The 15,373-nt window shown below is 45.2% G+C and carries 16 protein-coding genes; 15 read left to right on the top strand and 1 reads right to left on the bottom strand.

The annotated features are described in order from the left end of the window. Nucleotides 1-251: 251 nt before the first annotated feature. Nucleotides 252-1,055, bottom strand: a complete 804-nt coding sequence (gene suhB / locus F0232_RS17575; RefSeq protein ID WP_008222742.1) for an inositol-1-monophosphatase — start codon at nucleotides 1,053-1,055, stop codon at nucleotides 252-254. A 181-nt stretch (nucleotides 1,056-1,236) separates the two neighbouring features. Between suhB and trmJ the strand changes: the two genes are divergently transcribed. The 15 genes from trmJ to hisS all read left to right on the top strand — a co-directional run bounded on the left by trmJ (nucleotide 1,237) and on the right by hisS (nucleotide 15,311). Continuing rightward, complete coding sequence (gene trmJ / locus F0232_RS17570) at nucleotides 1,237-1,965, top strand: tRNA (cytosine(32)/uridine(32)-2'-O)-methyltransferase TrmJ (protein WP_061033301.1); 729 nt, start codon at nucleotides 1,237-1,239, stop codon at nucleotides 1,963-1,965. A 117-nt stretch (nucleotides 1,966-2,082) separates the two neighbouring features. After that, a complete protein-coding gene (gene iscR / locus F0232_RS17565; RefSeq protein WP_032498688.1) occupies nucleotides 2,083-2,604 on the top strand; it encodes a Fe-S cluster assembly transcriptional regulator IscR in 522 nt (173 codons plus the stop codon). Between the two features lie 27 nt (nucleotides 2,605-2,631). Further along, nucleotides 2,632-3,846 (top strand): IscS subfamily cysteine desulfurase, encoded by a 1,215-nt coding sequence (locus tag F0232_RS17560; RefSeq protein WP_008222744.1) that lies wholly within the window; start codon nucleotides 2,632-2,634, stop codon nucleotides 3,844-3,846. A gap of 33 nt (nucleotides 3,847-3,879) precedes the next feature. Continuing rightward, nucleotides 3,880-4,257 (top strand): Fe-S cluster assembly scaffold IscU, encoded by a 378-nt coding sequence (gene iscU, locus F0232_RS17555; protein WP_004740340.1) that lies wholly within the window; start codon nucleotides 3,880-3,882, stop codon nucleotides 4,255-4,257. A 98-nt stretch (nucleotides 4,258-4,355) separates the two neighbouring features. After that, nucleotides 4,356-4,679, top strand: a complete 324-nt coding sequence (gene iscA / locus F0232_RS17550; RefSeq protein WP_105059077.1) for an iron-sulfur cluster assembly protein IscA — start codon at nucleotides 4,356-4,358, stop codon at nucleotides 4,677-4,679. Nucleotides 4,680-4,762: 83 nt separating this feature from the next. Continuing rightward, the gene (gene hscB, locus F0232_RS17545; RefSeq protein ID WP_008222752.1) at nucleotides 4,763-5,278 is read left to right on the top strand and encodes a co-chaperone HscB; all 516 of its coding nucleotides are present in this window, start codon (nucleotides 4,763-4,765) and stop codon (nucleotides 5,276-5,278) included. Nucleotides 5,279-5,300: 22 nt separating this feature from the next. Beyond that, a complete protein-coding gene (gene hscA, locus F0232_RS17540; protein ID WP_105059078.1) occupies nucleotides 5,301-7,151 on the top strand; it encodes a Fe-S protein assembly chaperone HscA in 1,851 nt (616 codons plus the stop codon). A gap of 20 nt (nucleotides 7,152-7,171) precedes the next feature. After that, on the top strand, nucleotides 7,172-7,510 hold the full coding sequence (gene fdx / locus F0232_RS17535; protein ID WP_004740336.1) for an ISC system 2Fe-2S type ferredoxin: 339 nt from the start codon (nucleotides 7,172-7,174) through the stop codon (nucleotides 7,508-7,510). A gap of 118 nt (nucleotides 7,511-7,628) precedes the next feature. Further along, on the top strand, nucleotides 7,629-7,829 hold the full coding sequence (iscX, locus tag F0232_RS17530) for a Fe-S cluster assembly protein IscX (RefSeq protein WP_004740335.1): 201 nt from the start codon (nucleotides 7,629-7,631) through the stop codon (nucleotides 7,827-7,829). 205 nt (nucleotides 7,830-8,034) lie between these two features. Beyond that, the gene (pepB, locus tag F0232_RS17525) at nucleotides 8,035-9,330 is read left to right on the top strand and encodes an aminopeptidase PepB (protein WP_061033298.1); all 1,296 of its coding nucleotides are present in this window, start codon (nucleotides 8,035-8,037) and stop codon (nucleotides 9,328-9,330) included. A gap of 103 nt (nucleotides 9,331-9,433) precedes the next feature. Then, nucleotides 9,434-9,868, top strand: a complete 435-nt coding sequence (gene ndk / locus F0232_RS17520; protein ID WP_008222758.1) for a nucleoside-diphosphate kinase — start codon at nucleotides 9,434-9,436, stop codon at nucleotides 9,866-9,868. 440 nt (nucleotides 9,869-10,308) lie between these two features. After that, nucleotides 10,309-11,451, top strand: a complete 1,143-nt coding sequence (locus F0232_RS17515) for a bifunctional tRNA (adenosine(37)-C2)-methyltransferase TrmG/ribosomal RNA large subunit methyltransferase RlmN (protein WP_008222760.1) — start codon at nucleotides 10,309-10,311, stop codon at nucleotides 11,449-11,451. Nucleotides 11,452-11,890: 439 nt separating this feature from the next. Then, nucleotides 11,891-12,844, top strand: a complete 954-nt coding sequence (rodZ, locus tag F0232_RS17510) for a cytoskeleton protein RodZ (protein ID WP_019822115.1) — start codon at nucleotides 11,891-11,893, stop codon at nucleotides 12,842-12,844. Between the two features lie 7 nt (nucleotides 12,845-12,851). Next, complete coding sequence (gene ispG / locus F0232_RS17505; protein WP_004740329.1) at nucleotides 12,852-13,973, top strand: flavodoxin-dependent (E)-4-hydroxy-3-methylbut-2-enyl-diphosphate synthase; 1,122 nt, start codon at nucleotides 12,852-12,854, stop codon at nucleotides 13,971-13,973. 69 nt (nucleotides 13,974-14,042) lie between these two features. Beyond that, a complete protein-coding gene (hisS, locus tag F0232_RS17500) occupies nucleotides 14,043-15,311 on the top strand; it encodes a histidine--tRNA ligase (RefSeq protein ID WP_061033297.1) in 1,269 nt (422 codons plus the stop codon). Nucleotides 15,312-15,373 lie beyond the last annotated feature (62 nt).

Here is a 15,373-nt window from a genome sequence, read left to right as displayed (position 1 = left end):
CAAGCAAAATTACGGTCGAGGTGAGTTGCACTTAATGTCATAAGCGCTATTCTTCTCGCATCTCGCATCTCGCATCTCGCATCTCGCATCTCGCATCTCGCATCTCGCATCTCGCATCTCGCATCTCGCATCTCGCATCTCGCATCTCGCATCTCGCATCCCTGAATCACAGATACAAAAAAGCCCCGCGTGTGCGAGGCTTTGAATTTTTAGCTCTCTATTGAATAGAGACTATCAACGTAAGGCTTGAATTACTTCAGCATACCTTCGTTTGCGTTCTCACGAACGTGCTTAAGAATAGACTTAACACCACGTGCGCTTGAAGCTACAACGTTACCAGACTTCATGTAGTCAGTACCGCCAGCGAAGTCAGTTAGGATTGCACCAGCTTCACGTGCGATTAGATCGCCAGCTGCTAGGTCCCAAGGTTTTAGGTCTAGTTCTAGGTAACCGTCAACACGACCAGCTGCTAGGTAACATAGGTCAAGTGCTGGAGAACCAGTACGACGGAAATCAGAACAGTCGATGAATAGACCTGAGATGATCTTCATGAAAGACTCAGAGTGTTGCTTAGCTTTGAATGGGAAACCAGTTGCTAGAACAGTACCTTGAAGGTCTTTAAGCTGAGTAACACGCATGCGAGCGTTGTTTAGTTGAGCACCAGCGCCACGTTGAGCTGTGAATAGCTCGTTTAGCATTGGGTCGTAAACACAAGCAACTTCTGTACGACCGTTCATGCGAACAGCGATAGATACAGAGAAGTGAGGGAAACCTTTTACAAAGTTGTTGGTGCCATCTAGTGGGTCAACGATCCATTGTACGTCAGAGTCTTTACCTTCGATTAGGCCTTTCTCTTCAGAAATAATGCTGTGCTCTGGGTAAGATGCTTTGATTGTCTCAATGATCATGTACTCAGCTTCTTGAGCAATGTTAGTTACGTAATCGTTGTTACCTTTTAGAGACGTTTCGATCTTATCAGTTGTTTCTAGAGATTTAGCAATATGGTTGCCAGCTTTACGCGCAGCGCGTATCGCAATGTTTAGCATTGGATGCATATGGTTTTTCCCACAAGATGTTAAAGAACAATTTAAAGCGGCGGCGAGTATACCAAAGTTTTACCAAAAGGGAAGTGGTTATTTTTTGAACTCTTAGATTCACATTACGCGAAGGGTCTGACCATTTTACTTTGCTATGTGTTAATATCTCGCGATTATTTTTAAAGTGGTGTCATATAGCATGTTAGACAATGTAAAAGTCGTTCTGGTTGGTACGTCTCATTCGGGAAATATCGGATCAGCAGCTCGCGCAATGAAAGTGATGGGTTTAAGTCAGTTAGTTCTTGTAGACCCTCAGTGTGAAGTTGACGAGCAGACCTTAGCACTGGCTGCTGGTGCTGGTGACATCGCTGAAAATGCGGTTATTGTTTCTACATTAGACGAAGCCGTAAAAGACTGCGGTTTGGTTGTCGGTTCAAGTGCTCGTTCACGTACCCTTGAATGGCCAATGCTTGAGCCTCGTGAGTGTGGTGAAAAGTTTGCAGTTGAAGGTCAAAAGCACCCTGTAGCATTAGTCTTCGGTCGCGAGCGCACAGGCCTAACGAATGAAGAGCTACAAAAGTGTCATTACCACGTATGTATTCCTGCAAACCCTGAATACAGCTCGCTAAACCTAGCGATGGCTGTACAGACGCTGAGCTACGAAGTTCGTGTTGCTCATCTTGATATGGTGGCTAGCCAATACAAGCCTCAGCCACAAGATGAGTACCCTCGTCACGAAGAACTAGAAATGTTCTACGAACACCTTGAAAAAGTCATCATCGATACCCAATTTATCTCTAAGGATAAGCCTGGTCAGGTGATGAATAAGTTACGTCGCCTGTTTAGTCGTGCGCGTCCAGAACTTCAAGAAATCAACACGCTTCGTGGTATTTTGACCTCTATCGAGAAGAGCAAAAATAGCCAGTAAAAGCCATGCTCACTGTAGGGATGAATACCTGACTAAAATAGTCAGGTAAAATACTTGACCAATTTAGTCAGGTATGGGAAGATTCCAACCACATAAACAATGTGGATACGGTGTGATATGAAACTTACATCTAAAGGAAGATATGCGGTAACGGCTATGCTAGATGTAGCACTGCATTCGCAAAAAAGCCCAGTTCCTCTGGCTGACATCTCAGAGCGACAAGGCATCTCGTTATCTTACTTAGAGCAACTTTTTTCTAAGTTACGTAAAGCTGGCTTAGTTGCTAGTGTTCGTGGCCCAGGTGGTGGTTACCGTCTTGGCGCTGAAGCGGGCGACATCGCTGTCGGAACTGTGATTGCAGCAGTTGATGAATCAGTAGATGCAACTAAGTGTCACGGTCGAGCAGATTGCCAAGGTGGCAGTCGTTGTTTAACTCACACCCTTTGGCGTGATTTAAGCTCCCGAATCAGCAGCTTCTTAAACGACATTACGCTCGGTGAGCTGATGAAAGATAACGAAGTTTTAGAGATTTCTGATCGCCAAGATATTGATCTTGCGGTTAACAATAGTTTTGCACATAAAAATACGAGCACTACAACGATTAGTGCAGCACCTCACGGTGTTAATGCCCGCTCATAGCGGTCAGTTTTTACATTGGAGTAGAAAATGAAACTGCCTATTTACTTTGACTATTCAGCTACATGCCCAGTCGATCCACGAGTTGCTGAGAAAATGGTTCAGTGCATGACGATGGACGGTAACTTCGGTAACCCTGCATCTCGTTCACACCGTTACGGCTGGCAGGCAGAAGAAGCAGTAGATAATGCTCGTGAGCAAATTGCTGACCTACTAAATGCAGACCCACGTGAAATTGTTTTCACTTCTGGTGCTACAGAGTCAGATAACCTTGCTATTAAAGGTGCAGCGCACTTTTACGAGAAGAAAGGTAAGCACGTAATCACGTGCAAAACAGAACACAAAGCGGTTCTTGATCCATGTCGTCAACTAGAGCGTGAAGGCTTCGAGGTAACTTACCTAGAGCCAGAAGCAAACGGCATCATCGATCTAGACAAGCTACAAGCTGCAATGCGTGAAGACACAGTTCTTGTTTCTATCATGCACGTAAACAACGAAATCGGCGTTATCCAAGATATCAATGCAATCGGCGAACTATGTCGTTCTCGCAAGATCATCTTCCACGTTGATGCAGCCCAGTCTGCGGGTAAAATCCCACTAGACGTAAAAGAGACTAAAGTTGACCTAATCTCACTTTCAGCTCACAAGATGTATGGTCCTAAAGGTATCGGTGCACTTTACGTTCGTCGTAAGCCTCGTATTCGTCTTGAAGCGCAAATGCACGGTGGCGGTCATGAGCGTGGTTTCCGCTCTGGTACGCTTGCTACTCACCAAATCGTGGGTATGGGCGAAGCGTGTGCTGTTGCTAAGCAAGACATGCAGAAAGATTACGATCACGCACTAGCACTTCGTGAGCGCCTACTGAAAGGTGTTCAGGATCTAGAAGCGGTAACAGTAAACGGTGACTTAGACCAACGTGTACCACATAACCTAAACGTGAGCTTTGCTTTCGTTGAAGGTGAGTCTCTGCTTATGTCTCTAAAAGACCTAGCAGTATCATCGGGTTCTGCATGTACATCAGCAAGCCTAGAGCCATCGTACGTTCTGCGTGCTCTTGGTCTAAACGATGAACTGGCACACAGCTCAGTACGTTTCTCATTCGGCCGTTTCACAACGGAAGAAGAAATCGACTACGCGATTGCACAAATCCGTGTAGCGGTAAACAAATTACGCGACATGTCTCCTCTATGGGATATGTATAAAGAAGGGATTGATTTGAACACTGTTGAGTGGGCACATCACTAATCTCACGGAAATAGAGGATTCGAGGTAACTATCATGGCATATAGCGAAAAAGTAATTGATCACTACGAAAACCCACGTAACGTAGGTTCGTTTGATAAAGAAGACCCAAGTGTAGGTAGCGGCATGGTTGGCGCACCAGCTTGTGGTGACGTAATGAAACTGCAAATCAAGGTAACACCAGAAGGTATTATCGAAGACGCGAAATTCAAGACTTACGGTTGCGGTAGCGCAATCGCTTCTAGCTCACTAGTCACTGAGTGGGTTAAAGGTAAAAGCATTGATGAAGCGGCTGCTATCAAAAACTCTGAAATCGCAGAAGAGCTTGAGTTGCCACCTGTGAAAGTTCACTGTTCAATTCTTGCTGAAGATGCAATCAAAGCAGCAGTTGCGGATTACAAAAAGAAGCGTTAATCGTTTCTATAAGTAATCACCAATAATAAGCAATATTTGGGAGCATCCTTTGTGCTCCCCCTGAGTTCTCAATTTTATATAAAACACAAGGTTGTAGTATGGCCATCACCATGACAGATACGGCGGCAAGCCGAGTTCAAGCTTTCCTAGATAACCGAGGTAAAGGTATCGGGTTGCGCTTAGCGGTTAAAACCACTGGCTGTTCGGGTATGGCGTATGTACTAGAATTCGTTGACGAGCTTAACGAAGAAGACCAAGTGTTCGAGCATTCAGGTGTGAAGGTCATCATTGATCCAAAGAGCTTAGTTTACCTAGACGGTACGGAGCTTGATTACGTAAAAGAAGGCCTAAACGAAGGTTTTGAATTCAACAACCCTAACGCGAAAGGCGAATGTGGTTGTGGTGAGAGCTTCAACGTATAAACGCTTCAATCGTAGAACGTTTATAGTGAGCGAAGAATAAAATTAGGCTCTGACTCAGAGCCTAAACTTAGGACCACCGTTACATGAATCATTTCGAATTATTTGGGCTACCACTTCAGTTCCAGCTGGATGGTAGCCTTCTTTCTTCTCAGTTTAGAGATCTGCAACGCCAATTCCATCCTGATAAATTTGCTACAGCTTCTGAGCGAGATCGCTTGCTAGCCGTGCAAAAAGCAGCGCAAATTAACGATGCGTATCAGGTGTTGAAGAATCCAATCAGCCGCGCTGAATACCTGTTAGTACAACATGGTGAGGATATTCGCGGCGAGCAGCAAACCATGCAAGACCCAATGTTCCTTATGGAGCAAATGGAACTGCGTGAAGAGCTTGAAGACATCGCCGACAGTTCTGACCCGGAAGATGCATTGTTTGCATTTGAAGGAAAGGTTAGCAAAATGTATAAACAACAATTAAGCGCTATCCAACAAGAACTCGACAGCCAGGCTTGGTTAGAAGCAGCAGACCGAGTAAGAAAGCTTAAGTTTATTGCAAAATTAAAGAATGAAATCGAGCTAGTTGAAGATCGTTTGATCGGCTAGTTGGTACAACAAGGACACATCCATGGCACTACTTCAGATTGCAGAACCAGGGCAAAGCGCCGCTCCTCACCAGCATAAGCTTGCTGTGGGTATTGATTTAGGTACAACAAATTCATTGGTTGCGTCAGTGCGCAGTGGTGAGGCGAGCACGCTCGTTGATCAAGATGGTCGTAGCATTCTGCCTTCCGTTGTTCACTATCAGTCAGACTCACATACGACTGGTGATGAAGCACGTGCAAATGCACAGACTGATCCTAAAAATACCATTATCTCAGTTAAGCGATTGATTGGTCGCTCACTGGCTGATATTCAGCAACGATACCCATCTCTGCCATATCAGTTTGAAGAAAGTGATAATGGTCTGCCTGTGATCCGTACAGAACAAGGCAACAAGAACCCGATTCAAGTATCTGCAGATATTCTGAAAGCACTCGGTCAACGTGCTGAATCTACATTAGGCGGTGAGCTATCTGGTGCGGTGATTACTGTTCCTGCGTATTTCGATGATGCACAACGTGCTGGTACTAAAGACGCGGCGCAGCTGGCTGGTCTTCATGTATTACGTCTTCTTAATGAACCAACGGCGGCAGCGATTGCTTACGGTCTGGATTCAGGCAAAGAAGGGGTGATCGCGGTTTACGACTTAGGCGGCGGTACGTTTGATATCTCCATTTTACGCTTGTCTAAAGGTGTCTTTGAAGTTCTAGCTACTGGCGGTGACTCTGCACTAGGCGGTGATGATTTTGACCACCTTGTCGCTGATCATTTCAAAGAGCAAATGGGATTATCAGAGCTAACTGCTGAGCAAAACCGTGCGCTTCTCGATGCAGCAACGGAAGCTAAAATTGGCTTGTCTGAATCAGAAAGTGTTGATGTTGAAGTATTAGGTTGGTCTGGTTCATTAACTCGTGAAGAGTTTGAAGAGATCATCAAGCCTCTAGTTAAGAAAACGCTACTTTCATGTCGTCGTGCTCTAAAAGATGCAGAAGTTGATGCGGATGAAGTGCTAGAAGTAGTCATGGTTGGTGGTTCAACTCGTACATTACTAGTACGTGAAATGGTGGGAGACTTCTTTGGTCGTACGCCATTAACCAGCATTAACCCTGATGAAGTGGTTGCGATTGGTGCGTCAATTCAAGCGGATATTCTAGTAGGTAACAAACCTGATTCAGAAATGTTGCTACTGGACGTAATCCCACTTTCACTAGGTATCGAAACCATGGGTGGCCTAGTAGAAAAGATCATTCCGCGTAACACCACGATCCCAGTAGCTCGCGCACAAGAATTTACTACGTTCAAAGACGGTCAAACTGCAATGACAGTACACACCGTTCAAGGCGAACGTGAAATGGTTGACGATTGTCGCTCACTGGCTCGTTTTGCTCTGAAGGGCATTCCACCTATGGCTGCTGGTGCAGCGCATATTCGTGTGACTTACCAAGTGGATGCTGATGGCCTGTTGTCTGTAACAGCTATGGAAAAGAGCACAGGTGTTCAAGCTGAAATCCAAGTGAAGCCTTCTTACGGCCTGAGCGATGATGAAGTTGCTAACATGCTGAAAGACTCTATGACGTTTGCGAAAGAAGACATGCAAGCGCGTGCTCTTGCGGAACAACGCGTAGAAGCGGATCGCGTTATTGAAGGCCTGATCGCTGCAATGCAAGCTGACGGTGACGAGCTGCTTAACGAGCAAGAGAAACAACAGCTGCTACAAGCCGTTGAAACGCTGATTGAAGTGCGCAACGGCGACAGTGCTGATGCCATTGAACAAGAAATTAAGAATACCGACAAAGCGAGCCAAGACTTTGCTTCACGTCGTATGGATAAATCAATTCGTGCTGCACTGTCAGGTCAGTCAGTCGATAATATTTAATAGTTAGAGAATAGATAAACATGCCAAAGATTATTGTTTTACCTCACGAAGATCTATGTCCAGAAGGCGCTGTTTTAGAAGCAAAAACTGGTGAAACGGTTCTTGATGTAGCGTTGAAGGCCGGTATTGGTATTGAGCACGCATGTGAAAAATCGTGTGCATGTACAACATGTCACGTTGTGATCCGTGAAGGTTTCGATTCTTTAGAAGAGAGTGATGACCTAGAAGACGATATGCTTGATAAAGCATGGGGCTTAGAAATGGAATCTCGCCTAGGTTGCCAAGCGAAAGTCGCTGATGAAGACCTTGTTGTTGAGATTCCAAAGTACACCTTGAACCTAGCATCTGAAGATCACTAAGAATTACTCTACAGTCATGGTTGTTTTCGCCATGACTGAGATAACGATTTAGCAAAACTGGCCTAGAATATAGATCATAAAAGTGACTAAGTGTCTCTGATAAATATAAGGAAGTGTTATGAGCTTGAAGTGGATTGATTCTCGCGATATCGCAATTGAGCTATGTGATTTGTACCCTGATACTGATCCTAAAACGGTACGTTTTACCGACCTACATCAGTGGGTATTAGACCTTGAAGAGTTTGATGACGAGCCTAATCACTCGAACGAAAAGATCTTAGAGGCTATTATTTTGTGCTGGATGGATGAGATGGATTAATCATCACATTGATGATTTGGCTATGGAGTGAAATCAACCCCATATAAAACGCAGCCAAGTTAACAATTCTTACTAAAAAAAGCGGACCTTATGGTCCGTTTTTTTATCAAAATGACATTTTACTTCTACATAATGCTAACATCAGTGCGCTAATAAAAAATAATCAGGATCACTCAGCAAGGTGGTTCTCAGACAAGGAGAAATCATGTCTACACAGATGTCAGTATTTTTAAGTCAAGAAGCTGCCCAGCCTCAGTGGGGAGCAAAAGCTATTTTATCGTTCTCGGAAGTAGGAGCGACAATTCACATTGGTGAAGGCCACGATCTTGGTGCTATTCAACGCGCAGGTCGCACACTTGACGGACAAGGTATTTCATTCGTTTCGCTAAGTGGTGAAGGCTGGGACCTAGAAAGCGTATGGGCTTTCAATCAAGGTTACCGTGGACCAAAGAAAAAGAATGCATTGGAGTGGGATGCACTGCCAGAAGCTGACCAAGCAGAGCTAGAAGCGCGTATCCGTGCGACAGATTGGACGCGTGACATTATCAATAAAACGGCTGAAGAAGTTGCACCTCGCCAATTGGCGACAATGGCAGCTGAATACATTAAGTCAGTCGCACCTGAAGGCACAGTTAAAGCGAAAATCGTTAAAGACAAAGACCTACTAACAGAAGGTTGGGAAGGCATCTACGCGGTAGGCCGCGGCTCTGAGCGTACTTCAGCAATGCTGCAACTGGACTTCAACCCAACAGGAGACGAAAACGCGCCTGTATTTGCCTGTCTAGTTGGTAAAGGTATTACTTTCGACTCAGGCGGTTACAGCATTAAACCAGGTCAGTTCATGACTGCAATGAAAGCGGACATGGGTGGCGCAGCGACTATCACTGGTGGTTTAGGTCTTGCGATTGAGCGTGGCCTGAACAAGCGCATCAAGCTTATCCTATGTTGTGCAGAGAACATGATCTCTGGCCGTGCATTGAAGCTTGGCGATATCATCACGTACAAGAACGGTAAGACGGTTGAGATCATGAATACCGACGCAGAAGGTCGTTTAGTTCTAGCTGATGGCCTGATGTACGCAAGTGAGCAAAATCCTGAGCTTATCATCGACTGTGCAACGCTAACGGGCGCTGCTAAAAACGCACTGGGTAACGACTACCACGCACTAATGAGCTTCGATGACGAGCTGGCTCACCAAGCACTAACGGCGGCTAACCAAGAGAAAGAAGGCCTATGGCCACTGCCTCTAGCTGATTTCCACCGTGGTATGCTGCCTTCAAACTTTGCTGACCTTTCGAACATCAGCACTGGCGATTACACTCCAGGTGCAAGCACGGCTGCTGCGTTCCTGTCTTACTTCGTAGATGACTACAAAAAAGGCTGGATGCACATGGATTGCGCGGGTACTTACCGTAAATCTCCAAGTGATAAGTGGGCGGCAGGTGCAACAGGCATGGGTGTTCGCACACTGGCTCGCATTCTTATCGACCAAGCAAAATAATAATAACGATGAGCGGTTCGATGCCGCTCATTGATTAACTTAGATCGAATGATCTTAGTAATTTCAGTATTTAATAACAAAAAAATGAAGTGAAGGAATCCCTATGGCTCTAGAAAGAACGTTCTCAATTGTTAAGCCGGATGCAGTTAAGCGTAACCTTGTTGGTGAAATCTACCACCGCATCGAAAAAGCAGGCCTAGAAATCATTGCTGCTAAGATGGTTCGTCTGACTGAAGAGCAAGCGAGCGGCTTCTACGCGGAACACGAAGGCAAAGAATTCTTTGGTCCACTAAAAGAGTTCATGACTTCTGGTCCTATCATGGTTCAAGTACTTGAAGGCGAAAACGCAATTGCTCGTTACCGTGAACTTATGGGCAAAACAAACCCAGAAGAAGCGGCATGCGGCACGATCCGCGCTGATTACGCAATCAGCATGCGTTACAACTCAGTACACGGCAGCGACAGCCCAGAGTCTGCAGCTCGTGAAATCGAGTTCTTCTTCCCTGAATCTGAGATTTGCCCACGTCCAGCTCAATAAGCGACACAGCAAATGATTCTAAAGGCTTCACTTCGGTGAGGCCTTTTTTGTATGTGGATTTTACGTTAGAGATAGTTTACCTAGTCGTCATTCCCGATAGCGACGCAGGAGCATAGTCGGGAATCTCAGTTGTGGTTGGAGATTCCAGATACCTCGTCCCTCAGTTCTGGAATGACGAGGTTAAAGGAACTGGTGACCAGACGACTATGAATGGAAAGTTACTGAGCAAGTTTTACGTCATTCCCGATAGCGACGAAGGAGTGTAGTCGGGAATCTGGTTCTTATTTCCAGAATTGTAAGTAATGAAAGGTGGTTGTGTAAATTTTAATCACTTAAGTTTGAATGTCTTAGTAAACTCAGGGTTTTACAGCCCTTGTTGAACATGCGTAAAGGCTGTACAATTCGCGCCCTTAATTATTGTTCCGTCATTGAGAGGCATCATGACCACAGCTAAAGTCAATCTACTCGATTTTGATCGTAAAGGTCTTCGTAAATTTTTCACAGAAGAATTGAATGAGAAAGCTTTTCGCGCAGATCAAGTGATGAAGTGGATGTATCACTTCGGTGTCGATGACTTCGAAAACATGAACAACATCAACAAAAAGTTGCGTGAAAAACTTCAACGCCGCTGTGAAATTGTTGCACCTGTTGTTTCTGAAGCTCAACACTCTTCAGACGGCACAATTAAATGGGCGATGAGCGTTGGCGACCAAGACGTTGAGACGGTATACATCCCAGACGGTGACCGTGCAACGCTGTGTGTATCTTCACAGGTTGGTTGTGCACTAGAGTGTAAATTCTGCTCGACAGCTCAACAAGGCTTTAACCGCAACCTAAAAGTTTCTGAGATCGTGGGTCAAATCTGGCGTGCTGCTCGTGAAATCGGTCTAGAGAAAGAGACAGGTCGTCGTCCAATTACTAACGTTGTGATGATGGGTATGGGTGAGCCGCTACTAAACATGAAAAACCTAATGCCATCATTAGAGATCATGCTTGATGACCTAGGTTTTGCACTGTCTAAGCGTCGCGTAACAGTATCTACTTCAGGTGTTGTATCTGGCCTTGACCAAATGACAGATAACATCGACGTAGCACTAGCTATTTCTTTACATGCGCCAAACGATGAACTTCGTAGCCAAATCATGCCGATCAACGACCGTTGGGATATCCAAGATTTCCTAGCATCTGTTCGTCGCTACATTGCTTCTTCAAACGCTAACCGCGGTAAAGTAACGGTAGAGTACGTTCTATTGGATCATGTGAATGATGATATGGACCACGCACGTGAACTTGCTGAGCTGATGAAAGACACGCCATGTAAGATTAACCTGATTCCATTTAACCCTTACCCAGGTTCACCATACAAGAAGCCAAGCAACTCTCGTATTGACCGCTTCCAAAAAACGCTAATGGAATACGACTACACAGTAACGGTTCGTAAAACGCGTGGTGATGATATTGATGCAGCATGTGGCCAGTTGGTTGGTGATGTTATCGATAGAACTAAGCGTACTAAAATGCTTAAAGCGGCATCAGAAGCTAACTTGGTTGCCGGTGGCGTGATTGAAGTAAAAGCGGTATAAAACGCGATTTGAATCTAAACAAGCCAGAAGTATTACTTCTGGCTTGTTGCGTTTTTGGGACTTCGTTTTTTATTTTTTGGACTTCTTGCCCACGCTTTCTTACATTTTTCGTCAATTTTTGGACAAAACCATGAGCTGACGGTAAATTTTGTTGAAAGTATTTTTGCCTTGTAATGGCATTAGCTTATGATTAACTAATCTTAAATTAATTTAAGTGCTCGCTTGTTACTGATCATCAATATGTCTATTTAGGTTGGCTACTTGATAAACTAGCTTCCTGAGAACGTCACTAATAATAAAATGTATGTCGTTCGTCTTTAAGGGTTGATGAGTTGGGTAACAGGACAAATTCCACATAAGTGGGTTGCTAGAATGAGCTTAAACGACAATAAAAAACGCTCTCGTCGACCTGCGATAATATTTTAGAAGTTCACTCTCTATGAACACAGAACACGACACACAAACGCAAGAACCAATCGCTCCAGCTCTAGAAGCGGGGACGCTACTGAAAAATCAACGAGAAGCTCTTGGTTTAACACAAAAGCAGATCTCGGATCGCCTAAAACTACGCATCTCTTTAATTCAACAGATTGAAGAAAACCAATTTGAGTCAGACCAAGTCGCAACCTTTATGCGTGGTTACATCCGTTCATACGCGAAATACGTCAATCTTGATGAAAAAGTGGTACTGAACGCGCTTCGCCACTCTGGTGATGCTCAACATGAAGATCAAGAAATGCTGAGCTTTTCTCGTAAGACAAAAACAGAAAAGCACAACAGCCGTATTATGCTGCTGACTTGGGGTATCTTTGCCGTTATCGTCGGTATTTCTTCACTGTGGTGGTGGCAGAATCAACAACAAGACACCTTATCTCAATCTTTGGCTAACACTGAAAGTTCAGAAGAGCTCGCGGTGGAAGAGTCACTGGACCCTGAGTTCGCCTCTTTAGATGTGATTGAAGCTGAGCAAAACGACGCTGCTGCTTCTGTGATAGAAGATACTGAAGGCCTTGCTGCAATCAGTGATGCGGCAAATACTTCAGCTGCACTTGACGTGACTGATGAACAACCAGCAGTCGACGCAGAATCAGCTGTTGAATTAGAAACCGTTGAAGCAACAACTGCTCCTGAAACAACGCCAACACCTGAAGTGGCAACCAAAGCGCTAACGATGCAGTTTACTGCAGACTGTTGGATTCAAGTTAAAGATGCGACCGGCAAAACCTTGTCAACGGGCATCAAAAAAGCGGGTCAGTCACTAAATCTATCAGGAACTGCGCCATATAAAGTGATTCTAGGTGCGCCAGAAGGCGTATCAATGACATTTGCAAGTGAACCTGTCGACCTTTCTGGGTATACTTCAGGCAAAGTAGCCAGAATAACCTTACCTTAGAGTTAATATGCAACACGAATCTCCTATTATTCGTCGCAAATCAACCCGTATTTATGTGGGTGATGTGCCGATCGGTGATGGTGCACCTATTGCTGTGCAATCCATGACCAACACAAGAACAACAGACGTAGCTGCAACCGTTGCTCAGATCCGAGCTTTGGAAAATGTAGGCGCTGATATCGTTCGCGTATCTGTACCGACTATGGATGCCGCTGAAGCATTTAAGCAAATCAAGCAGCAGGTTTCTGTTCCTTTGGTCGCTGACATTCACTTTGACTACCGTATCGCGCTGAAAGTGGCTGAGTACGGTGTAGACTGTTTGCGTATCAACCCAGGTAACATCGGTAACGAGAGCCGTATCCGCTCAGTTGTTGATTGTGCACGTGATATGAATATTCCGATTCGTATTGGTGTTAACGGCGGTTCTCTTGAAAAAGAGATCCAAGAGAAATACACAGAGCCAACAGCAGAAGCGCTTGTTGAATCAGCAATGCGTCACGTAGATATCTTAGACCGTCTCAACTTTGATCAATTTAAAGTGAGCGTTAAAGCATCTGACGTATTCCTAGCTGTAGGTTCATACCGTTTGCTGGCGAAACAGATTGATCAACCGCTTCACCTTGGTATTACTGAAGCTGGTGGTGCACGAGCTGGTGCGGTTAAGTCTTCTGTAGGCTTAGGTATGCTTCTTTCTGAAGGTATTGGCGATACGCTACGTATCTCGCTAGCGGCAGACCCTGTTGAAGAGATCAAAGTTGGCTTCGATATTCTTAAATCTTTGCGTATTCGCTCGCGTGGTATCAACTTCATCGCGTGTCCAAGCTGTTCTCGTCAAGAGTTCGATGTTATTAACACCGTAAACGCGCTTGAAGAGCGTCTAGAAGACGTGATTACCCCAATGGATGTTTCTATCATCGGTTGTGTGGTGAACGGCCCAGGTGAAGCAGAAGTCTCTCATTTAGGTCTAGCGGGTAGTGCACGTAAGAGTGCCTTCTACGAAGATGGTAAGCGTCAGAAAGAGCGCTTTGACAACAACGACCTTGTTGATCAGCTTGAAGCTAAGATTCGAGCAAAAGCATCAGTGCTTGATAAAGCAAATCGCATTGATGTAGAAAACCTAGAAGATTAATAAACGCGATGAGGTGTGGTTGTCTATTCGCATCAACACCTGGTCGTGAAAAATTACGGAATAAATATTGTGGCTAAAAATATCCAAGCAATCCGAGGCATGAACGACTGCCTACCGACTCAATCACCACTGTGGCAGAAAGTAGAAAACGCAGTGAAGAACGTGGTGAGTGCACACGGTTACAACGAAGTGCGTATGCCTATCGTTGAAGAAACAAACCTATTTAGCCGCGCAGTGGGTGAAGAGACAGACGTTGTTTCAAAAGAGATGTACACCTTTGATGACCGTAACGGCGATAGCCTAACGCTACGTCCAGAAGGCACAGCGGGTTGTGTACGTTCATGCATCCAAAACAGCCTTATCAACCGTGATGAACAGCGCCTATGGTACATGGGTCCAATGTTCCGTCACGAGCGTCCTCAAAAAGGTCGCTACCGTCAATTCCACCAATGTGGTGTGGAAGTGTTTGGTCTAGACGGTCCAGACGTTGACGCAGAACTTATCATGATGACTGCGCGTCTATGGCGTGAGCTAGGCATCGACAAGCACGTTCGTCTAGAGCTGAACTCAATCGGTTCTACTGAAGATCGCGCAAACTACCGTACAGCACTTGTTGCTTTCCTTGAGCAGCACATCGATGTGCTAGACGAAGATTGCAAACGTCGCATGCACACCAACCCACTTCGTGTACTAGATACTAAGAACCCAGACGTTCAAGCTATCTTAGGTGACGCACCTCGACTTTCTGAGTACTTAGGTGAAGAGTCGAAGCAACATTTTGCTGGTTTGTGTGAACTTCTTGATGCAGTTGGTATCGAATACCAAGTTAACGAGCGTCTAGTACGTGGTTTGGACTACTACAACCGCACAGTATTTGAGTGGATCACCGAAAGCCTAGGTGCTCAAGGTACCGTATGTGGCGGTGGTCGTTACGACGGTCTTGTTGAACAACTTGGCGGTAAAGCAACACCAGCTGTTGGTTTCGCAATGGGCCTAGAGCGTCTAGTCCTAATGATGGAAACGCTAGAGCTAACAGAAGTTCGTCGCAGTGTTGATGTTTACATGGTTGCGGCTGGCGAAGGCACAATGATCGCGGGCATGCAATTAGCGAATCAATTACGTGATACCGTTGAAGGTGTGCGTGTAATGAGCCACTTCGGTGGTGGTAGCTTCAAGAAGCAATTCAAACGTGCAGACAAAGTAGGTGCGGTTGTTGCACTGGTACTTGGCGAAAACGAAGTTGCTGATAATACAGTTGTGCTAAAAGATTTGGTTGGCGGCGAGCAAGAAACCGTGTCTCAAACGGAAGTTGCAGCAAAAGTAGCTGCGCTAATCTAATTAGCCTTAGAGCAAACGCTCATCACGAATACTAACGTCAGCACTATGCTGGCGTTTAAAGA

The organism is Vibrio sp. T3Y01 (assembly GCF_013114525.1).
GTDB lineage: Bacteria > Pseudomonadota > Gammaproteobacteria > Enterobacterales > Vibrionaceae > Vibrio > Vibrio chagasii_B.
This window is presented reverse-complemented; position numbering and strand designations above follow the sequence as displayed.